Origin of the sequence: Pseudomonas migulae (assembly GCF_024169315.1) — a bacterium.
GTDB lineage: Bacteria > Pseudomonadota > Gammaproteobacteria > Pseudomonadales > Pseudomonadaceae > Aquipseudomonas > Aquipseudomonas migulae_B.
This window is the reverse complement of sequence record NZ_JALJWR010000001.1, coordinates 86,134-106,854: the sequence shown is the minus strand read 5'-3', so window position 1 is coordinate 106,854 and position 20,721 is coordinate 86,134. Positions and strand designations below refer to the sequence as shown.

21 protein-coding genes are annotated in these 20,721 nt (G+C 59.2%); 8 read left to right on the top strand and 13 right to left on the bottom strand.

Annotated elements, in window-relative coordinates; all coding sequences use genetic code 11:
* Positions 1–2 precede the first annotated feature (2 nt).
* Both glcF and J2Y86_RS00535 read left to right on the top strand, forming a co-directional pair.
* Positions 3–1,244 (top strand): glycolate oxidase subunit GlcF, encoded by a 1,242-nt coding sequence (gene glcF, locus J2Y86_RS00540; RefSeq protein ID WP_253427289.1) that lies wholly within the window; start codon positions 3–5, stop codon positions 1,242–1,244.
* Positions 1,241–1,642, top strand: coding sequence for a heme-binding protein (locus J2Y86_RS00535; RefSeq protein WP_253427288.1), 402 nt, complete (start codon positions 1,241–1,243; stop codon positions 1,640–1,642). Before glcF ends, J2Y86_RS00535 begins: the two co-directional genes overlap by 4 nt.
* 30 nt (positions 1,643–1,672) lie before the next feature.
* On the opposite strand, the gene J2Y86_RS00530 is transcribed toward J2Y86_RS00535, so the two are convergent.
* The 3 genes from J2Y86_RS00530 to J2Y86_RS00520 form a co-directional block, all read right to left on the bottom strand.
* On the bottom strand, positions 1,673–3,157 hold the full coding sequence (locus J2Y86_RS00530; RefSeq protein WP_253427286.1) for a bacteriocin immunity protein: 1,485 nt from the start codon (positions 3,155–3,157) through the stop codon (positions 1,673–1,675).
* A gap of 83 nt (positions 3,158–3,240) precedes the next feature.
* Positions 3,241–3,516 carry a bacteriocin immunity protein gene (locus J2Y86_RS00525; RefSeq protein ID WP_253427284.1) on the bottom strand — a complete coding sequence of 92 codons (276 nt, stop codon included), beginning with the start codon at positions 3,514–3,516 and terminating at the stop codon, positions 3,241–3,243.
* Complete coding sequence (locus J2Y86_RS00520; RefSeq protein ID WP_253427282.1) at positions 3,506–6,070, bottom strand: S-type pyocin domain-containing protein; 2,565 nt, start codon at positions 6,068–6,070, stop codon at positions 3,506–3,508. The genes J2Y86_RS00525 and J2Y86_RS00520 overlap by 11 nt, the downstream gene beginning before the upstream one ends.
* Positions 6,071–6,258: 188 nt before the next feature.
* On the opposite strand from J2Y86_RS00520, the gene yghX reads away from it, so the two are divergent.
* On the top strand, positions 6,259–7,146 hold the full coding sequence (gene yghX, locus J2Y86_RS00515; RefSeq protein ID WP_253427280.1) for a YghX family hydrolase: 888 nt from the start codon (positions 6,259–6,261) through the stop codon (positions 7,144–7,146).
* A 12-nt stretch (positions 7,147–7,158) separates the two neighbouring features.
* On the opposite strand, the gene J2Y86_RS00510 is transcribed toward yghX, so the two are convergent.
* Positions 7,159–7,977 (bottom strand): aldo/keto reductase, encoded by an 819-nt coding sequence (locus J2Y86_RS00510; RefSeq protein ID WP_253440048.1) that lies wholly within the window; start codon positions 7,975–7,977, stop codon positions 7,159–7,161.
* Positions 7,978–9,280: 1,303 nt separating this feature from the next.
* Here J2Y86_RS00510 and J2Y86_RS00505 point away from each other — a divergent pair.
* Positions 9,281–10,069, top strand: a complete 789-nt coding sequence (locus J2Y86_RS00505; protein WP_253427278.1) for an alpha/beta hydrolase — start codon at positions 9,281–9,283, stop codon at positions 10,067–10,069.
* Positions 10,070–10,078: 9 nt separating this feature from the next.
* Here the strand turns inward: J2Y86_RS00505 and J2Y86_RS00500 are convergent, their stop codons facing one another.
* The 3 genes from J2Y86_RS00500 to J2Y86_RS00490 form a co-directional block, all read right to left on the bottom strand.
* On the bottom strand, positions 10,079–10,408 hold the full coding sequence (locus J2Y86_RS00500) for a hypothetical protein (protein ID WP_253427276.1): 330 nt from the start codon (positions 10,406–10,408) through the stop codon (positions 10,079–10,081).
* Positions 10,409–10,499: 91 nt separating this feature from the next.
* Entirely contained in the window at positions 10,500–10,820 is a 321-nt protein-coding gene (locus J2Y86_RS00495) for a DMT family transporter (protein ID WP_214384298.1), read from the bottom strand.
* Between the two features lie 69 nt (positions 10,821–10,889).
* A complete protein-coding gene (locus J2Y86_RS00490) occupies positions 10,890–11,345 on the bottom strand; it encodes a carboxymuconolactone decarboxylase family protein (RefSeq protein WP_253427274.1) in 456 nt (151 codons plus the stop codon).
* Positions 11,346–11,544: 199 nt separating this feature from the next.
* Here J2Y86_RS00490 and J2Y86_RS00485 point away from each other — a divergent pair, with 199 nt between their 5' ends.
* The 3 genes from J2Y86_RS00485 to J2Y86_RS00475 all read left to right on the top strand — a co-directional run bounded on the left by J2Y86_RS00485 (position 11,545) and on the right by J2Y86_RS00475 (position 14,285).
* Positions 11,545–12,198, top strand: a complete 654-nt coding sequence (locus J2Y86_RS00485; RefSeq protein ID WP_253427272.1) for an FMN-dependent NADH-azoreductase — start codon at positions 11,545–11,547, stop codon at positions 12,196–12,198.
* Positions 12,164–13,582: a PLP-dependent aminotransferase family protein gene (locus J2Y86_RS00480; RefSeq protein ID WP_253427270.1), complete on the top strand. Its 1,419-nt coding sequence runs from the start codon at positions 12,164–12,166 to the stop codon at positions 13,580–13,582. The genes J2Y86_RS00485 and J2Y86_RS00480 overlap by 35 nt, the downstream gene beginning before the upstream one ends.
* Positions 13,583–13,688: 106 nt before the next feature.
* A complete protein-coding gene (locus J2Y86_RS00475) occupies positions 13,689–14,285 on the top strand; it encodes a TIGR00730 family Rossman fold protein (protein WP_253427267.1) in 597 nt (198 codons plus the stop codon).
* Between the two features lie 10 nt (positions 14,286–14,295).
* On the opposite strand, the gene J2Y86_RS00470 is transcribed toward J2Y86_RS00475, so the two are convergent.
* Both J2Y86_RS00470 and J2Y86_RS00465 read right to left on the bottom strand, forming a co-directional pair.
* Positions 14,296–15,336: a GGDEF domain-containing protein gene (locus J2Y86_RS00470; RefSeq protein ID WP_253427265.1), complete on the bottom strand. Its 1,041-nt coding sequence runs from the start codon at positions 15,334–15,336 to the stop codon at positions 14,296–14,298.
* 131 nt (positions 15,337–15,467) lie between these two features.
* Positions 15,468–16,487 (bottom strand): ABC transporter substrate-binding protein, encoded by a 1,020-nt coding sequence (locus J2Y86_RS00465; RefSeq protein ID WP_253427263.1) that lies wholly within the window; start codon positions 16,485–16,487, stop codon positions 15,468–15,470.
* Between the two features lie 525 nt (positions 16,488–17,012).
* Here J2Y86_RS00465 and J2Y86_RS00460 point away from each other — a divergent pair.
* Positions 17,013–17,603, top strand: a complete 591-nt coding sequence (locus J2Y86_RS00460; protein ID WP_437180675.1) for a helix-turn-helix domain-containing protein — start codon at positions 17,013–17,015, stop codon at positions 17,601–17,603.
* Positions 17,604–17,781: 178 nt separating this feature from the next.
* Here J2Y86_RS00460 and J2Y86_RS00455 read toward each other — a convergent pair whose 3' ends face one another.
* The 4 genes from J2Y86_RS00455 to J2Y86_RS00440 all read right to left on the bottom strand — a co-directional run bounded on the left by J2Y86_RS00455 (position 17,782) and on the right by J2Y86_RS00440 (position 20,708).
* Positions 17,782–18,291 (bottom strand): hypothetical protein, encoded by a 510-nt coding sequence (locus J2Y86_RS00455; protein WP_253427261.1) that lies wholly within the window; start codon positions 18,289–18,291, stop codon positions 17,782–17,784.
* A 136-nt stretch (positions 18,292–18,427) separates the two neighbouring features.
* Positions 18,428–18,775 carry a hypothetical protein gene (locus J2Y86_RS00450; RefSeq protein WP_253427259.1) on the bottom strand — a complete coding sequence of 116 codons (348 nt, stop codon included), beginning with the start codon at positions 18,773–18,775 and terminating at the stop codon, positions 18,428–18,430.
* 8 nt (positions 18,776–18,783) lie between these two features.
* Positions 18,784–20,130, bottom strand: coding sequence for a glutamine synthetase family protein (locus J2Y86_RS00445; protein ID WP_253440042.1), 1,347 nt, complete (start codon positions 20,128–20,130; stop codon positions 18,784–18,786).
* 23 nt (positions 20,131–20,153) lie between these two features.
* Positions 20,154–20,708 (bottom strand): helix-turn-helix domain-containing protein, encoded by a 555-nt coding sequence (locus J2Y86_RS00440; protein WP_253427258.1) that lies wholly within the window; start codon positions 20,706–20,708, stop codon positions 20,154–20,156.
* Positions 20,709–20,721 lie beyond the last annotated feature (13 nt).

Sequence of the window (20,721 nt, the reverse complement as noted above, 5' to 3'; positions counted from 1 at the left end):
CCATGCAGACCACCCTGAGCGACACCGCCCGACGCCTGCCCCGCGCCGAAGAAGCCGAAAGCATCCTGCGCACCTGTGTGCACTGCGGGTTCTGCAACGCCACGTGCCCGACTTATCAATTACTGGGCGATGAACTCGATGGGCCACGGGGCCGCATCTACCTGATCAAACAGGTATTGGAAGGCAACGAAGTCACGCAGAAAACCCAACAGCATCTGGACCGTTGCCTGTCCTGCCGCAACTGCGAAACCACCTGCCCCTCCGGCGTCGATTATCACAACTTGCTCGACATTGGCCGCGCAGTGGTCGATGCGGCGGTGCCCCGTTCCATCGACCAACGCCTGTTGCGCGAAGGATTGCGCAGCGTCGTGCCCAACCCGGGCCTGTTCAAGGCGCTGGTCAGCAGCGGTCAAGTGTTTCGGGCGCTGCTGCCCAGCGCCTTTCAGGCCAAGTTGCCTCGCCACGTTTATCCCTCCAGGCCTCGCCCCGTCACCCGCCATGCCCGCCAGGTACTGATGCTCGAGGGCTGCGTGCAACCGAGCCTGTCGCCGAACACCAATGCCGCGACTGCGCGGGTGCTGGATCGACTGGGCATCAGTGTCACCCCGTCCAGGGAGGCCGGCTGTTGCGGCGCCGTTGACTACCACCTCGATGCGCAGGCCGCCGGACTCGACCGCGCACGGCGCAACATCGATGCCTGGTGGCCGAGCATCGAGAACGGCGCCGAAGCCATCGTGCAAACCGCCAGTGGCTGTGGCGCCTTCATCAAGGACTATGGCCATCTGCTCGAACGCGATCCGGCCTATGCCGAGAAAGCGAAAAGAGTCAGCGCGCTGGCCAGGGACCTGGTGGAAGTGCTGGGCAACGAACCGCTGGAAACCCTCGGCGTCCACAGCGACCAGCGCCTGGCCTTCCATTGCCCCTGCACCTTGCAACATGCGCAAAAACTCGGCGGCGCGGTGGAAGCGATACTGATTCGCCTCGGTTTCAACCTCACGGCCGTGCCCGACAGCCATTTGTGTTGCGGTTCGGCGGGCACCTATTCGATCACCCAACCCGAACTGTCCCGGCAACTTCGCGATAACAAGCTGAACGCGCTGGAAAGCGGACACCCCGATGTCATTGTCACGGCCAATATCGGCTGCCAGTCGCACCTCGACGGTGCCGGCCGAACCCCGGTCCGGCACTGGATCGAACTGGTCGAAGCCGCGCTGCCCTCAACCATCCCCGGAGAAGCCCCATGAAGAGCAAAGCCATCCTCAGCCAGGCCGAAGTCAGCCAGATCCTCGCCGCCGCACGCACCGAAGCGCAGAACAACAAATGGGCCGTGACCATCGTGGTTGTCGACGACGGCGGCCATCCCCTCGCCCTCGAACGCCTCGACGGTTGCGCCCCCATCAGCGCCTACATCGCCACCGAAAAGGCCCGCACCTCGGCCCTGGGTCGGCGTGAGTCGGGGAGTTACGAAGAAATGATCAATGGCGGGCGCCAGGCGTTTTTGTCGGCGCCATTGCTGGTGTCCCTGGAAGGCGGTGTGCCGATCATCGTTGACGATCAGGTGATCGGCGCGGTCGGGGTGTCTGGCGTCAAGGCAGAGCATGATGCGCAAGTCGCCAGGGCCGGCGCGCAATGCCTGCACTGATGGATCGTTCCCACGGTGTCCGGTAAAAGTCTACTGTGCAGGTCGGTTGAAAACGATGTAAAGCGGGTCAATCCCAGACGAGACCGGGAATATCAGGATGTAGTCGTCGAATCGGTCATGCGCGTGCTCTGCATTGGCCTCAATCGTCGGTACTCGCGCGGACTGAACAAATCCCACACGACGCTGTTGGGTCGGTGTTGCATCCGGACCGGTTTCAAGGGAAACCGGCGCAGTCCAGTGGACAGCGACTCCAGAAGAATCCTCCGGAGTAAAACTGAAACGGTTCCGATGCTGATCCTGCTTCACCGCCCTGACCCTGACGCCAGTGATCGAACGACAGCCTCTGCAAGCCGTGACGTAAACCTGAGACAACGTTTTGATCTCGCGCAAACCCTGGAACATTTTTCCGGGCTTGGCGGGGACTGCCGTTGTGCTTATGCGGAAAGGCACATCGAACTCAGTCTGGTTCGCGGCCAGGTGCTGCCAATCCTGACCTTCGATGGGCAAAAGTTCGGACAACGGGACGCTGACACCGAACAGCTGAGCGTCTGCCCGACTGGAAAAGGCGAAGCTCAAAACGGCAGCTCGCTGGTTTTCAGCGTCCAGATTGCCTGATGTGTTCTGCCAGGAAAACTCGGCAACCGTCGAGCGTATCGCGTTAAGCAGATCCGCCTGCTGAGATGCCAGCATTACCGGCGAACCGCCAGTCAGTAAAAGATCGGGACGTTTATCGGCAGAAGCGAGCGAGGCGCTGATCGTGTGCACCGTTTGTGTCGTACTGCGCGAATCAATCAAGTGTTGATGCGCCGCTATCAGCAATGTTTCCGCGTCATCATGCAGAGCGCGATGGCGCTGGTTAAAACTCGCTGAACGAGTCACGTAGCGCTTCTGGATATCGTTGCTCTGTTGCACGACGCTCTGCCATTGCGCTTGCTCGGATCGCGCATAGGTCAGGTTGCGCTGGGCAGCGCTTTGGACGAATTCCACTCTCATTTTCCAGGACTCAAACTTTCTGACGGCTATCAGTGCTTCATGCTGGGCATGTTCCAGCGCGCGTATGCCGGTTTCCTGATTGAGGATGTCCGGACGGGTGTGCTTTTGACTTTGAAAGTTCCTGGTCTGTAGCTCGAAATGACCGAAAGCCTCTTCAACAACCTGTCCTGAAACAGCCACATCCGCCGCGATTTTTTCGACTTCGGCCAGGCTTCTGGCCAAAGGGGTTAGTGGCGCAACAGGTGGTTTGGCAACAGGAACATCCTCGCCTTTGAATGCCGGCATTCCTTGTTGGTGATGCCATTTCCTGACGTGGTGGACAACGGCTTCCGGGGTGTTGGAGTTGTACTTGTCCGTCGGGTAGAACAGCAGATCTGCACCTTGGGGATGACCGACGATCCGGTCGAAATGGTTGATCAGTTGGTCGTGGTCCGGTTTCGGCAGGTCAACGGCCCATATTTGGTTGACCAATGCCTGGAATTCCGACGCGGTGTAATCCTTGAGTGTGGTTTTAAGTTCCATCTTGGTTCTTCCTTGTTCTTTCGCACGACGAAGACGGCGCACCTGCTCGCTTCCATGAGCAGGTGCGAATCTGATACGGCAAGTTATTCCGGTTTGAATCCCGGTTTGTTATTGGCTGCGCGCCATTCCTTGACTTCTTTCAGGATGCCTTCGGGGCTGTCTTCCTGGCCTTCCTTTGGGTAGAAGATGACGTCGGAACCATCCGGGTGCTCTGTAATGACCAAAAAGTGTTCAAGAAGACGATCCAGATGCACCTCCAAGGCTTTACCGTGAAGCCCCTCGGGAAAGAGGCTAAACCCTTGCAGGAAAGCCAAAAATTCCGCTTCGGTGTAGTCCTCTAATCGCTCTTTAAAGATCATGATTTTTTCGCTCCTTGTGTAGCTGTATATGGCGCCGTGGCGTCATGACTGAAATGTTATCAATCCCGTAAACATCGCCTCCCATTGCAACTTCGAGGTCATGATGGAGTTCGAAAGTTTGGCGTCCGCCACTTTGGTCGCTGAGTTTAGGATAGGGAGCCAGCCCCTCGCGCATCCGGTTTAAGTTGTGGGAATTGAACTGTTTTCGTAGTTCCGCATCCATCTCTACCGCCTTCCAGAACGCCCGCCTAAACTCATGAAAATTACGAAACTCCTTCCACCGCAACTGTTCTGCAATTTCCCATGGCACTGGTGCTCCCTCACCCCGCGCATCGTCTCCAAGCCAAACCTCCGAGACGTCTGATCCCCATCCTGTAGCAATGCCGGGATCATCACGTCGATCTCGGAACAGCACATCCGACGAGGGCAGCTCCATATCCCCCGGGAACCCGGGAATACTCGCACCAATCTCCCCTTCATCAACCGCCGGAAATGTCTCGTTTTGCGGTAGGACCGGGATGGCCGGGTTGCCGGGATAAACCGCGGGTGGAATGGACGGGATTGGTGATGTCGTCGTACCCAGATGCTCACTGCCCGGCGGCACCAACGGTGTCCAGGTGCCAACCGGCGGAATCGGCCAGGGCACAACGGCCGGTACGATGCCCAACCACCCTTCGGCAGTTTGCGGTGTCTTGATGCTGATTTTGTCGAGGTTGAACGGATCGACCCAGAACTCCGGCCGTTCCTGATACCGCAGTTCGAATTCTCGGTTTGCACCCACCCATGTGCTTTTCGGCGCGTAAGGGGCGAAGCCTTGTTCGACTCGTTTCTTGTTCACCTCATCGAGTGGACGGGTCAGGGCCGAGTGTTCACCGAGCGATCGCCACAAGGCTTCGTCGAACGCCTCGAACGACTTGAATTCCCGGCCCCGGAACTGATCGCCAATCTGACTCGGGATCGCAGCGCCGGCCGTCTGGCTGACGCCCTTCCACCAATCAGCCGTCGGCGGCTGACCGGTTCCAGTGACAACGCCAGTGCCCATGGCCGGAACGTTGAAAGACAGGTAGGTCGGTGGCAGACCAGGCACGCAGACAATGCAATCCTGAATGCGCCAATCAACACCTGTCGGGCTGTCCTGAATCTGCGGTTCCGTGACGGTCAGTCGAGTCTGGCCGGTGATGTCCGCTTGAGGCGTGGCGTCTGGGGTGAACTGCACATGCCGGGTGGGTGATCCGGGAATCTCGGCGGTGTAGATGCCTGTCTGCAGGTCGAGCACGGCATTCACGACCGAAACGCGGGAATCGATATCGCCCCCCGTCGCGGCGACAACGATCGCGGTTCCTTCCGGTGTCGCTACAGGTTTGAGCCGGTATTCCACCTCCACCGAACCGCCTGCCTCAGCAGCGGCCCGCATCTCTTGAGGGTCATAAAGCTCCAGGGTTTGAGCCGGGACGGCGACGGCCTCGGACAATCGATGTCGTTGCTCGGACGTCAACTCGCCATTGCCCAGTTCGCTGGGATAGGCCATCCCCACCACGAAAATTACGGCTTGCCCTACCGTGAGCGTCGCGACGACGGAGCCCAGTTCGGTGATTGCTCGCGAAGCGGCAATGACCAGTTTGTCGGCATCAACCCATTCCCCGCCGTGACTGGGCAGTACGCCGGCAGAAAGCGCTGACGATGTGGCAGGTAATTGGAAGGTGTTGGCCTGCCTGACCTGTTCGAGGCGAGCATCCTCATCAACCTGTTGCTTGAACCGAATGCGCGCATCACGCTGTTCGGCGTGCTGCCGATGGCGTTCCCAGAGTGCCTCCCGCTCATGCCAGATGATGGTCTGCTCGGCATGATGAGCGGCCAACGCATTGGATTTATCGTTGAGCGCGTCGATTTGCGTTGGCAGCAACCGGGCTTCATGAGCCGCGTTGTAAGCGCTCTCCCAGAGCTGATGGCCACCCGTCAGCGCATCACCGAACTGCCCGAGTCGGGCCTGATAGTCGTCGGCGGTTCGCGTGAGTGGATCGTGCCCGTCGAATGACAGGGCAAGCGCATTTTTTTCGTTGAGCTCCGCGTTTTTTCGGGAGATCAACCCATCGATTTCGTTCTTGTCTTTGGTGATGAGATAGAGCTGCCAGCGCTCACTCGAGTCGCCAGCATGGTGCCGTTTTGCCGCCGATATTTCGTTTTCGAGTGACGAAGCGAGTTGCTCGGCTCTGGCGGCAAAACTGCGGTCAATTTCGGTTCTGGTTACGTTTTGAAGCTGGGTGAATTGAGCGAGTAATTGATTGCGCGCATAGATGCGTGCCTGCTCCCGGGCTTGCGCAGCGGCGGCCACTGCCTGCGCTTCCTGCTCTGCCTGAATCCGGTAGTGCTCTTCCTTGGCCCACTTTCTGGCCTGTTTCGTGTTTTGGCTTGGGCCGCTGAATGCACCGGAGGCCCCGACGCGGTTGCCTCCAGAACCTCCACCACCGCCCCAGCCACCACCGCCGCCCGAAGCAGGCGGCCCGGACCTGATGACGACGTCTCCTGACGTCCCATCGTTGAATCGTTGTGCCATACAGTCTCTCCTTGTCTGTAGGGCACAGCATGTCGATGGGGGAATGGCGAGGTGCGGTACATATGTATCGCGGGGGGATTCATTTCGGGAGTTGGCGCTTTATGAATGGCTGTGTCGCGAGCCTACAAAAACCCGGTTCATGCGCTTAACTGACAGGGGTCCGTCAACGTCAAAGAGGAAGCGCACCGATGACCCGTCTTACTGCGAAAGACTTCGCCCCGGAACTGCTCGAACTCTACGACTACTACGCCCACGGCAAGATCAACCGGCGCGAATTCCTCGACCGTGCGGCGTTGTTCACCCTGGGCGGTTTGACGGCCGGCGCCCTGCTTGCCGCGCTGAGTCCCGACTATGCGCTGGCCGAGCAGATTGAGTTCACCGACCCGGACATCATCGCCGAGTACGTCACTTATCCCTCGCCCAAAGGCAACGGGTCGGTTCGCGGTTATCTGGTGCGCCCGGCCAAGGCCACAGGCAAGGTGGCGGCCGTGGTGGTGGTTCATGAAAACCGCGGGCTCAACCCGTACATCGAGGATGTCGCGCGGCGGTTGGCCAAGGCCGGTTTCATCGCGCTCGCGCCGGATGGACTGACCTCGGTGGGCGGTTATCCCGGCAACGATGACAAAGGTCGGGAGCTGCAGGCGACCGTTGACCCGGAAAAGCTCATGAATGATTTTTTCGCCGCCATCGAATGGCTGATGAAACACGACGCGAGCAGCGGAAAAGTCGGCATCACCGGCTTCTGCTACGGCGGTGGCGTGGTCAACGCCGCAGCCGTGGCCTATCCGGAGCTTGGCGCCGGTGTGTCATTTTATGGCCGCCAGGCAGAGGCCAAGGATGTTCCTCGAATCAAGGCACCGTTGATGCTTCATTACGGTGAACTGGACACGCGCATCAACGAAGGATGGCCCGCCTATGAGAAGGCGTTGAAAGCGGCGGGTAAAACCTACGAAGCCTATATCTATCCCGGCGCCAACCACGGTTTCCATAACGACTCCACGCCCCGATACGATGACGCCGCCGCCAAACTGGCCTGGGACAGGACGCTGGGGTGGTTTCGGCGTTATCTGGTGTAGCGATAACCCCCCCTACCCCACCACATCGATCAACTGCTCGCGCTGCGCCCCCGTCAGCATCGGGCCGAAACCCGCACCGGCATTTTCCGCCATGTAGCGCGGGTTACCGGTGCCGGGGATGACGCAGGTCACCGCCGAATGCGCCAGCAAATACTTGAGCGTCAGTTGCGCCCAACTGGTGACGCCCACTTGCGAGGCCCATCCCGGCAGCGGCTTGCCCTTCAAACGAGCGAGCAAATCACCGCCGCCGAAGGGCCGGTTGCAGATCACTGCCACGCCGCGTTCGCGACACAGCGGCAGGATGCGTTTCTCGACGCCGCGGTCGTCCAGCGCATAGTTGATCTGCAAAAAATCCAGTGGCTCGGCTTTCAGCACTGCTTCCACTTCGTCGTACGCCGAGGCGGTGTAATGGGTGATGCCGATGTAGCGAATGCGCCCTTCTTCCTTCCATTCGCGCAGGGTGGGCAAATGGGTTTTCCAGTCCAGCAGGTTGTGAATCTGCATCAGGTCGATCCGGTCGGTCTGCAGCAATTTGAAGGACTGCTCCATCTGCGCAATGCCTTCTTCGCGGCCACGGGTCCACACCTTGGTCGCCAGAAACGCCGGTGAGCGCGGCCTGTGGATCGACAGCAATTCACCGGTGGTCTGCTCGGCGCGGCCATACATGGGCGAGCTGTCGATCACCGTCCCGCCCTTTTCGAACAACGCACTGAGGACGGCGGCCAGGTTCTTGTAGGCCGGATCGGCAGGCGCGACATCAAAGCCGCGATAGGTGCCCACGCCGACAATGGGCAATGGCTCGTTGCTGGAAGGAATGGCGCGGGTCAGCATGTTCTTGCCTCCTGTTTCCTTCGACGGCGCGGTGGCTGCAAAGGCCGGATCGAAAGTGAGCACCGCCGTAGCACCGGCAGCCAGCGTGAGTATTTGTCGACGCGTGTATCCATCAGTGTGGCTCATGGTTTCGTCTTTCCACTTTTTACTGCCTGCCTGTTGCGCGGTCAGCCACACACATAAACCGGCAAACGATACGATCAACAGCGCCACCCAGGCTGCTGCTGGCTACAACAGAATAGCTGTCGGTGACAATTAGTCCCGGCTCGGAATACAACGAGGTTGTAAGGGAAGGTGTGCAGCGGCTATCGCTTAGGTGAATGTCCGTTTTTTGGGTGATGGCTGATATTGGTTCCGCCTTTACGGCGGGTTACTTGGAGAAGCGCCAAGTAACCAAGCGCTTTTGCCCCTTTCGTTCGGTGCCTCGCTAGTGCTCGCCATGCTCTCCTTCCGGTCCTGCTCCGTGGGGGCGACTACCGCCACAGCACCGCGAGGCGGCCTTCGGGCCGACCTGGCTCTTCAAGTGTGCGCATTCCCCTGTGGGAGCTGGCTTGCCAGCGATGGTCGTTAACGATGACGCGTGCGGTCTGAAGGAACGCGGTGACTGGACGTCCATCGCTGGCAAGCCAGCTCCCACAGGGTTCTGGGTACATCCGCAAGAACAGGTCGTCTCCCACAGGGTTCCGGATACATCCGCAAGAACAGGTCGTCTGTCAGGCCGCATTCGCGAGCAAGCCCGCTCCCACAGTGGATTGTTGGTGGGCGTGACATGGGTGTTCACCACCGATGATCCTGGTGGACTTCAGGCCGGCTATCAGGCCGCCTCGCTTTGTTTTTGATCTTGATCTGCCCCGTCGGAAGGCCGACCGCAGGTTCTGCGCAGTGGGCAACCCGGCATGGATGCCGGGTTAGCCGCCCCCGGCCATGGATGGCCGATGGCGGCGGGCCCACGGAGCAGGACCGGAGCGAGGGAATGGCGAGCCTAGGCGAGCCACCGTACGTCAGGGGCCAAAGCGTTTTGGTTACTTTGGCGCTCTTCCAAAGTGACTCGCCGTAAGGGCGAAACCATGAGCGGCCGTTACCGCAGAAATGGATATGTACACCATCAAAATCCATGTCACCTGACACACCGCCATCGCTGGCAAGCCAGCTCCCACAAGGGTTCGGAGAACCACCGCAAGTCCACGCCGAGAACAATTTCTCAAGCGGACACCAAAAACCCCGGACCCGGCGCGCCCCGCTGTCGTTCAACTACACTCTGACAGCGATCAAGCCGTCGCAGCCGTCAGGCCCAGAGCAGTCAATGCCACTCACTAACGCCAGCCGAATGTCCCGCGCCCTGATGTATATCGTCGTCATCGTCGTCGCGCTGTACCTGACGCTATGTGTCGCGCTGTTCGTGTTTCAGCGCGCCCTGATCTACTTCCCGCAACCCTCTGCGCTCGGAGCGCCCGAAACGCTGCTGACGCTGACAGTGGCAGACGCACAGGTGCAGGTCAGCGTCAGACCGCACGCCGGGCCCAATGCATTGATCTATTTTGGTGGCAACGCCGAGGACGTTTCGCGAAACCTGCCGGAGTTCTCCCAGGCATTCCCCGACCACGCACTCTATTTACTGCATTACCGGGGTTTTGGTGGCAGCACCGGGTCGCCTTCCGAGGAAGCGATTTCACGTGATGCCATGACCTTGTTCGACAAGGTCTACAACACTCATCCGCACATTGCCGTGGTGGGCCGCAGCCTAGGTTCGGGCGTCGCCGTGCGCCTCGCGAGCCAGCGCCCGGCCGCGCGACTGATCCTGATCACGCCCTACAACAGCCTTGAGGACATCGCCGTCCGCCAGTACCCGATTTTCCCGGTGAAATGGTTGCTGCAGGACAAGTTCGAATCATGGAAATACGCCACGCATATCTCGGTTCCGACACTGTTGCTGGCGGCCCAACAGGACGAAGTCATCCCGCGTTCAAGCACGGAAAAACTCTACGAACATTTCGCCAAAGGTGTGGCCACCCTGAAAGTGATTCCGGGCGTGGGGCACAATTCGATCTCCGACAGCCCCGAGTACCTGAAGCTGATGGAGAACGGGCTATAGCCCACTCGATCATTTGCGCGCCAACTTAAAGCGTACACAATCTTCATAGAAACTCTGCCGCAGCGCCGCGGGCTTGATCCGCGACGGGCTGTCGTAGGTTTGCTCGGTAATCCCCATCGCCGTCATGCGCATCCACGGCTTGCTGAACTTGAAGGTCTGCAATTTCTGCCGGGCGGCGTACAGCGAAACGCCCGCCAGTTTGAGTTCCTGGGCTCTTGCTGCGGTGCCCGCGCCCCAGCTGCACATATACCGGTCATTGCTTTGCAGCTCTTTGGCCTGGGCCGAGGCGGCGCTGCCCGCCAGGCCCAACGAAATCAGTGCGATCCATACATTGCGCATTTAAAGCCAGCCCTAACCACCTGAAATTAAAGTGATTCTGTCTGTAACTTTGAGGCTTCGGGGCCAGCAAAATGCCTTGATTGGAACCGCCTCAGTTTCCCGAGACCAGTTTGAGGCCGATCACGCCGCCCAGGATGACAACAATGCACAACACCCGCAGCAGTGTGGTGGAGTCGCCCAACACCGCCATCCCCAGAATGGCGGTGCCCGCCGCGCCAATCCCGGTCCACACCGCGTAGGCAGTGCCCACCGGCAATGTTCGCAGCGACAGTGAAAGCAGGAAGACACTCGACAGGCCGGTCGCGGCTGCCAGCAGTCCGGGGGTCAATCGGGTAAATCCATCCGAGCCCTTCATGAAGAAGGCGAAGGCGATTTCGAGAATGCCTGCGATGCCGAGTAGTGACCAAGCCATGATATGGGCTCCGTTGGTTGACCCGCCGAGCCAGACAGCCCGGCAGGTGCTACTGATTCAAGAGGATGCTCAGGCGTTGTTGGCCGCGGCGGGTTTCGCACGGAACGTCACGCCGAATCGGTTGAATGCGTTCATCAGGCCGATTGCATAGGTCAGGTCCGCCAGTTCCTTGTCGCCGAATTCGGCAGCGGCGGCGGCATAGTCGGCATCGGGAACGCCGGTTTCCGCGACGCGGGTCACCGTTTCAGCCCAGTTCAGCGCGACACGTTCGCGAGCACTGAAGACGGCACCGGCGTCACGCCATACCGGCACCAGGACCAGTTTTTCCACGCCGACGCCGAGCTTGACCAGATCGCGGGAATGCATGTCGATGCAGAAGGCGCAGCCGTTGATTTGTGACACTCGCAGATAGACCAGGTCGATCAGTTCGTGGGAAAGGCCGCTGTTCTGCAGGTAGACATAAACCCCGCCGAAAGCCTTGTAACCTTCAGGTGAAGCCTTGGCGTAGTCGAGACGATTGCTCATGATGAATCCTTGTGATGGCTGATTGAGAGACACCATCGTGTCGCTTCTTGGCCTTGCTGATAAGGTCCATGATCGGCCTTGAGTTCTGGGCCATGATCCTGCAAACATGGCCCAGTCATTAACCCGATTCATGGACCTTTGGCCTGGGTCATCGGCTCCATAGAATGATTCCCCTCTCACACTGAAAACCGGGTGAATCATGAAAATCCTCCACGTAACCTGCAGCCCTCGCGGCGAAACATCCGAAAGTTATCGACTGTCGAAAAACATCATTGGTTTTTTGCTGAAGGCCCATCCAGCGGCAACCGTGATCAACCGGGTGGTGGGTGGTGACGCGCTATCCGCTATCGATGAGCCTTACGCGATTTCCCAACAGGCGTCCGCCGACGTCACGGAGACAGGCTCCATCGCCCGTTCGGATGCACTGATCGAGGAATTGCAACAGGCCGATGTGCTGGTGATCGGAACGCCGATGCATAACTTCACCGTGCCCTCGACGCTGAAGCTCTGGATCGATCATGTCGCTCGCGTCCGGCGCACGTTCAATGTCGGCGCGCAAGGCAAAACCAGCCTGCTGCGGGATCGTCCGGTGTATGTTGCGGTGTCCTCGGGCGGCAGGTTTTCCGGGGTGACGCCGCGTCAACCGGATTTCCTGACGCCCTACCTGAAAGCCGTGCTGGGTATGATCGGACTGCATGACGTGAATTTTTTCTCTGTAGAGGGGACCGCCATGGGGCCGGACGCCGTTGCCGCCGCCCGGAACAAAGCGGGCCAGGCGCTACGAGACCATTTCTCTGCGAACCTTTCGGTTGAGGCTGATGACCCTTCAAATCAAACACTTCTCACCCCTTGATCCGGCCTCCCCGGAGCCGATCTACCGGCAAATCTACTGGCGGTTCCGCGGTGCGATCAGCGACGGACTGCTCGCCCCCGGGGACCGGATTCCGGCGGCCCGGGCGCTGGCGAAAGAACTTGGCCTGGCGCGAGGCACCATCGACACCGCGTATTCCCTCCTGACGGCGGAAGGCTATTTGCAGGCGCGGGGTCAGGCCGGCACGGTGGTGGCTCCGGGGATCAGCGTCAGAAAGCCTTCCGCGCCCATGGAACAACCCTTCAACGCTGCCGCCAGCACCTCGATCAGGCACAAGGCACCGGTGCTGCCCTTTCAAATGGCCTTGCCCGCGCTGGATGCCTTTCCGAGAAAGATCTGGTCGCAGATCGGTGCCCGCTGCGTGCGCGCCACGCGCATTCCGGACATGGCCAATCCGTCGGTGTTGGGGCTGGAATCGTTGCGCACCGCGATTGCCACTTACCTGCAGGTCGCGCGGGGAATTACCTGCTCGCCCGCACAAGTGTTCATCACCTCGGGCTACCGCAACACCCTGGCGCTGATCGCCCACGCATTGCTCAAACCCGGGGACCGTGTGCTTGTCGAAGACCCCGGCTACCTGCCGACCCGACAATTGCTGGCGCATCTGCAGATCGAAGTGGCCCCGGTGCCGGTCGATCAGGACGGCATGCAGGTCGCACTAGGGGTGAACAGCGCATTGGACGCGCGGGCGGCCATCGTCACACCGGCGCATCAAAGCCCGCTGTGCGTGTCGCTGTCGCTGCCGCGAAGGCTGGAATTGCTTGAGTGGGCGGCCCGGCAACAGGCCTGGATTGTCGAGGACGATTACGACGGCGAGTACCGCTACGTCAGCCGGCCGTTGCCCGCACTGAAGAGCCTGGACCGCGATGGCCGCGTGCTCTATGCCGGCACGTTCAGCAAGGTGCTGTTTCCGGGCATCCGCCTTTCGTACCTGGTGGTGCCGCCGGCGCAGGTCGAACGCTTCGAACACGTCAGCGAAACCTTCCTCGGCGGCTGTCCGGAACTGACGCAAGCCATCGTCACCACGTTCCTGACCGAGGGCCATTTCGCGCGCCATATCCAGCGCATGCGCAAACTCTATGGCGAACGCCGGGAAGCCACCGCGCGCGGACTGAAGAAAGCCCTGGGCGATCGCATTCGCATCGATCCACAGCCCGGCGGCATGCACCTGATCCTGCGATTGACGGCACCACTGTCCGACCGCGCGTTGGTCGAGCGCCTGCTGGCGGCCGGCATCTACGCCGAGGCGCTGACCGACTGGCGCGTCCGTGGCGAGACCGATTCCGCGTTGCTGCTCGGGTTTGCCAACATCGATTCAGAGGACACCGCCGAGCAGTTGGGGAAACGGATACTGGCGTTGATGTGAGGGTCGCGGCCGGGATCATGGCCCAATCCGGCAGCCCGATCTTGGACCTGTCTGCCCTCGCCGGGGCATCGCATCATGAGCGTTTAACCTCACCGGAAGAAAACCGATGCCCACCCCTCCTCCCCTTCGCAGCATTGCCGTGTTTTCCGGCTCCAACTTCGGCTTCAACCCCGACTACGTTGCAGGCGCCCAGGCCTTGGGTCGCGAGATCGCCAAGCGCGGCATACAACTGGTCTACGGCGGCACCGACAAGGGATTGATGGGCGTCATGGCCGACACCGTGCTCGCCGAAGGCGGTGAAGTGGTCGGCATCATTACGCGCCTGCTGTTCGACCTCGGGCATCTTCACCGCGGCCTGACCCGCCACGAAGTGACGCCCGACATGCGCAGCCGCAAGGCGCGCATGAGTGAGTCGGCGGACGCCTTCATTGCACTGCCCGGCGGGCTGGGGACGTTTGAAGAGTTGTTTGAGGCAGCGACCCTGACTCAACTGGGCGAACACCACAAAGGCGTCGCCTGCCTGAACATCGGCGATTTTTTCAACCCGGTGCGCAGCCTGTTCGACCACGCAGTGAAGGAAGGCTTCATGAAAGCCGAGCACAGCGAGATGCTGATTCTCGACAACGACCCGGTGGCACTGATCGACGCGCTTGAGCAGTGGCAAGCGCCGACCGTCACCAAATGGATCGGGCCTGTGGCTTGAAAATGCTCGACTAGCTGTTCACCCGGTTACGCCCGTTGCGCTTGGCCTGGTAGAGCGCGTCATCGGCGCGGGTCACCAGGCTGTCGAGACTCTCGCCGGATTGCGCGAAGGCCACGCCAAACGACGCGGTGATCGTGTCGAGTACTTTGCCGTCGACACGCGCCTTGATCCGCAATGACTGGACTTTCACTCGCAGTTGCTCGGCAAACACCCCGGCACTCGCCAGGTCGGCGCAGTGTTCCAGAATCACGCAGAACTCCTCGCCACCGTAACGCGCCGCTGTGGCGTGGGGCGGCAACGAACTGCGCAGGACTTGCCCGACATGTTGCAGGACCCGGTCGCCCAACGGATGGCCGTACTGGTCATTGAATTGCTTGAAGTGATCGATATCCAGCATGACCAGCGCCACGCCCCGGGCCGTATTGGTCAGCGCCTGCTCCAGCAAACGGCTGAAGGCGCTGCGGTTGAGCAGCTCGGTCAGGCCATCGAGCGTCGCCGCCAGTTGTGCCCGTTCAAGCTTGCTGCGCAGGCTTTTGATCTCGTTCTGGGCCGAGTGCAATTGGGTGAGGAAGCGTTCCTGCTGGTTCTGCATGAGCTGGGTGCTCTGTTGCAGCTCGCTCAAAATATCCGGCAAACGCTCGTCGGCGGGTAACTCAAGCATTTCCAGGCAACGTCCCAGGCTGTTTTGAAAGTTGAGGTTGCCCTCGACGCTGCGCGAAACATCGCGCTGCATGTCATCCACCAGATTGATTGCCTGCTGCTGCCCGGCGCGGGCCTCCGCCAACTCGTCGCGAATGATGTAGTCGCGAAACAGGCGCGTGGCGGATTCTGGCGGGAAACAATCGAAGTCCTTGACCACCCGGTCCAGATGACGATTGAGCTCGGGGTCCAGGCCTTTGCTGTAGGTGTACCAGAGCGCGTAATGCACCGGATTGGGCGGGATGTTGTGACGCACCATCAGCGGGATGGCTTGTTTGAGCAGCGCCGCAGCCTCGCGGGAATCTTCCGGATACAGCGCCAGGGCAGTCGCACGCGTCTCTATTTGGCTCATTTCATCACTGTGGTTGTTAATGATTGGCAAATGCAAAACGTTGCGAGCATAACCAGACGCGTGGCAAACAGCCATCTCAAATGTGTGGTCTTGTAGTAGCGAGCAAGCTCGCTCCTGCAAGATGGGGTGACTCAGCTACCCGCGCCACCGTGCGCCTCTTCGAAAAAGTACTCCTTCCAGCTGGCCGCCCGGTTTTTCAGTACGCCCAACTCCTGCAGTTTTTCGGCGTAGATCGCGGTGCGCTGCGGCACCACCGTAAAGTTGATTTCGGGGTCGTTGACGATTTGCTCAACCAGCGGCAGGGACAACTTCGATTGCTCAACGCGGATGTAGGTCTGGGCGGCGGCGGACTTGTCGGCCTTGATGATTTTTTCCGCTTCGGCAAGCGCGTCGTAAAACGCCTTGTAGGTCTTCGGGTTTTCGTCGTGGAATTTTTCCGTGGTGTACAGCACGTTGAACGTGGCCTGCCCGCCCAACACGTCGTAGGAACTCAGCACCTTGTGTACGTTGGGGTTCTGCAGTTCCTGGTACTGGAACGGCGGGCTGGAAAAGTGTGAGTTGATTTCAGAACCGCCGGCGATCAGCGCCGCCGTCGCATCCGGGTGGGCCAGGCTGATCGAGATGTCATCGAATTTCTTGTAGTGCTCATTGCCAAACTGCCTGGCCGTTTCGATCTGCAAGGTGCGCGACTGGAACCCTACCCCGGCCGCCGGCACGGCAATGCGATCCTTCTCGGTGAAATCTTTCAGGCTTTTCACATTGGGGTTGTTGGTCAGCAGGTAATTGGGCATCGAGCCCAGCGAGGCGATGGCCTTGACGTTCTGTTTACCCTTGGTTCGATCCCAGATAGTCAGCATTGGCGGCACGCCTGCCGATACCACATCCAGCGCACCGGCCAACAGCGCTTCATTCATCGCCGTGGCACCGGAGATGCTGTTCCAGTCGACCTTGATGTCCAGGCCCTGTGCCTTGCCGTGTTTCTCGATGAGCTGCTGATCGCGAACCACATCCAGAATCAGGTAACCGATACCGAATTGCTGGGCGATGCTGATCTTGCCTTCAGCCTGCGCACCGGGACTGAGTAACGCGCTGACCGCGGCTATAGAGGCCGCCAATAAGGTCAACGCTGAACGCTTGTGGGGAATCGCCATGAAAATCTCGCTGTGAGTGACCCATACGCAAAAAAAGCGCGACACCCAAATGCAGCGCTCCGTTGAGCCATAAAGCTAATCGATCTTAAAAATCACAAATAAATATCATTTTCGCATTAGCTTAAACCTTTGCATTGCTCCCTAAGCTCTGCGCTTGCAGGCTGATCCAATTGCCTGTCGCGAGGCTCCTGAAGACGACATCAAAGATAACCAAAAGGAATTAATAAATATAAAATCAGTATTTATCGTTATAAAAATATCCGCGTAGTCTCAAGCCATTCCGTCATTCATCACGACAGTGAAGTGCCCTATGAATCCGACTGCCAACGTTATCGATTTCGTCAGCCGCCACAAACGCAAACAGGCTCAGCAACGGGCACGGGCCATGTGGGAGATGTACGCTCGGAATGCCGGTTTACAGGCTTTTCAATGGGTACAGCCTGCTGATTCGACAGGGACCCGTCAGGCGTGAACAGCCGTGAACCCTCGCGCTTTCTGGCGAGCGCCGACGAACCCGTGCTGGACCTGAATACTCTGGAGTCGCTGGAGGAGGACCCGATCTGCGAGCGGGTCGCGCAAAACCTGCAGCGTTTGCGCGGCAAGCGTCATCTGTCCCTCGATGCCCTCGCGCGGAGTTGCGGTGTGAGTCGGGCGATGCTGGCGCAGATCGAATCCGGACGCAGCGTTCCCTCGATCAAAGTGCTGTGCAAGATCGCCAAAGGCTTGAAGGTGTCGGTGGCCGCGTTTCTGGAACATCGGGCGTTCGAAGGAGTGGCGGTGTTGTCGGCGAACCAGAGCAAACGCCTGGTCAGCGCCAGCGGTGCTTTCGTCAGCCGGGCGCTGTTTCCGTTCGACGTGGCGCGCCAATCGGAGTTTTACGAACTGCGCCTGAGTCCGTTGGGTGAGGACGTATCCGAGGGTCACGGCCCAGGCGTGCAGGAGAATCTGGTGGTGTCACAGGGCGTGCTGGAAATCAGCGTCAACGATGAACGCTACCTGCTTTCCACCGGCGATTCGATTCTGTTTTATGCCGACCAGCCCCACCGCTATCGCAACCCGGCGGACAGTGAAGCGGTGGCGTATCTGGTGGTGACCTACCCGGAGCGCCTGGACTGAAAGACAAACTAATGTGGGAGCGGGCTTGCTCGCGAAGGCGGCGTGTCAGCCAACATCAATGTTGAATGTAAAACTGCATTCGCGAGCAAGCCCGCTCCCACATTTTGATCCGCGTTTAAGCCAATAAAAAAGCCCCCGGGGCCATATGACCGCGGGGGCTTTTTTGTGCTGTCAGAAATCAGCAGGTGCAGCACATCAACGGCATGCCGTTGCAGCTCATCATCATCGGCATGCTGCAATCGTTCATCATTTTCATCATCAGGGCGCAGCAGTTTTTCATTATGTCCATGTTCATGCCGGCCATCGGCATGATTTTGCACATCATGCCGTCGGCCATCATGGTGCATTCCATCACGCACTTCATCGACGGCATCGGCATGCCCATCATCGGCATTGGCATCATCATGTTCATCATCGGCATCGCCATGCTCGCCGGGGACATGCACATCATGCTCATGTTGCCGCAGTGCATCATCATCGGCATGCCGCAGTTCATCATCATCTGCATCATTTCGGCGCTGTTCTTGAACATCGCCATGTCCATACCGGCGGCCGGCATCATCTTGCACATCATGCCGTCGTCCATCATTTCGCAGGTCATGGTCGCCATCATCATCGGCATGCCCATCATTGGCATCATCGGCATGTTGGCGTTCATCGGCATTTGCATCTGCATGGCGTTCATCATGGTGTTGCTCCCTGAAGGATTGAATAGTTGGATGAAGCTGATGGGGCCGATTCTAGGGATTGAGTCAGGGGCGACAAGATGACCATCGAACAGCGGAACTGGATGCTGAAGCCACTTTAACGAGGTGGACGGAGCGTCAATTTCTGCTGTGGCGGCTATCTGGATTTGATTGCAGACATAACGAAATCCACAACGTCGTTTTCGCTGTGATGGATATGCAGAGCAGATCTATATAAATAACCGAAAGAAATAAATGTTCTAACTGATCGAACGATTTTTCAATCGCCGTATATTTCAGGCAAAAAAAATCCCGGGCAGCTGATGGACGCCCGGGATTTAAAAATGCATAAACCGTGGTGGTGAACGCGGGGCGGATATTACGGAATATTTCACCGTGTAACAAGATATTTTGACTCACAATCGGGTCACTAAATTTCCTAACCCCTTCAATATCCACACTTTTTTTAAGGTCGAGTGACGACAAACGGTCTTCTACAAGTACCAGCGATATTCACGGGCACTGATGTCCTGCAGAAATGCCAAATGATCCTGGCGCTTGTTTTCGCAATATACATTCACGAACTCTGCGCCCAATCCTTCGCGCAATTGCGCATGGCTTTGCATTGACCGCACGGCCTCCAACATCTCCAGCGGGAACTCGATACCACTGCCACGATCTTCGTTGAGCGGGGCGATCGGTTCACGACGAGCTTCCAGTCCTTGTTCCAACCCCACCAGAATCGCTGCCAATACCAAGTAAGGGTTGGCGTCGGCGCCGGCGAGGCGATGTTCGATCCGCAGATTTTTAGCGTCCGACTCCGGCACCCGCAGGCACGCGTCCCGATCTTCAAACCCCCAACTGGCGCGTGACGCGACATTCACTGTGCCGCTCAAGCGACGCATTGCGTTGTGGTTCGGCGCAAAGATCGGCATGCAATGCGGCAACAGTTCCAGGCAACCGGCCACCGCATGGCGCAGCGGTTGTTGGTCGTTGGCCGCCAGCAGGTTGTTGCCCGCCTCGTCATACAGACTCACATGAACATGCATGCCGCTGCCGGGGTGTTGCAGGTAGGGCTTGGCCATGAAACTGGCGCGGTAGTTGTGCTTCATGGCCACGCCACGGGTGCTGCGGCAAAACAGCGCCGCCCAGTCAGCGGCCCGCAAGCCGTCATCGAGGTGGCCGAAGTTGATCTCGAACTGGCCAGGGCCCAATTCGGCGGTGATCACCGTAGTGTCGATGCCTTGGGCCCGCGCGGTCTCGACCATTTCATCGAGCACCGGCGCAAATCGCGACAGTCGTTCGATGTGCATGTTCGGTTGATCGTCTGCATCATCGGTCAGCGGATCCCGCGCAAACTGCGGCAAGCCGTCGCGCAACTGGCGATCGAACAGGTAGAACTCCAGCTCGAAGGCCACCACCGGGAAAATCCCTTTGCGCGCGAGGCGTTCCAGCACCTGCGCCAAGACTTCCCGCGGCTCGAAGACGATCGGTTTTTCAGTGCCGCTGGAGGTGATCAGCATCTGCCCCAGGGGCTGCTTTTCCCAGTCGACGATTTTCAGCGTGCCCGGCACCAGGCGGCGTGGTGCATCCGGGTCACCGTCGTTGAAACAGTAATCGCCAATCTTGAACAACCCGCCCTGGGTGCCCAGCAACACACAATTCTGCGGCAGCTTGAGGGCGCTGCCGGCGGCGACTTTTTCGAGCATTTCGATCGGGTAGCGCTTGCCGTAGAAATGCCCGGGGATGTCCAGGGAAATCAGGTCCACGTAGCGCACATCCGGAAAGCGCTGACGAAACGCGCGAACTTCAGCGAGCAGATCAGAGCAGACAGCATCCATCATGTTGTTCCTTGTTGTTTTTATCAGGTGTAGACCCAGAGCACCCGGGTGAGCTGGTCGGTGAGATTGCCGTAGCGGCAATGGGTATGGCTGGCGAGCTGAAAGCTGTCCCCGGCCGCCAGCGTGACCGGTTGATCGTCATCCAGCCAAAGTGTCAGTTGCCCTTCGAGCACATAACCGCCCTGCTCCGAGCTGTCGCTCATGTGGCGGTCGCCGCTGCTGGCGCCGGGCTCGAGCCGGCTTTCGAGCATCGAGAACGACGCGCGCATCTTCGGCGAGACCAGGATGTCGGTGATGCCGTCGGCGTAATACAGCGTGCGGCGCTCGTCCGGCCGGGTCACCCAGGGCAAGGCCATGGGTTTGGGCAGGCTGTAGAAATAGGTGGTCGGCACGCCGAGGGTTTCGCTGATGGCGGTGAGGTCCGCCACCGTCGGGCGTGACAGTCCGCGCTCGACTTGCGAGAGAAAACCGACGGAGCGACCGATTTTGTCCGCCAGTTCCTTGAGCGTGTATTTTTTGTGTTTGCGCAGGTCCTGAATCAGGATCGCCAACGCCGAGATTTCTTCTTGCCTGTCCATCTGAAAGCTTCCA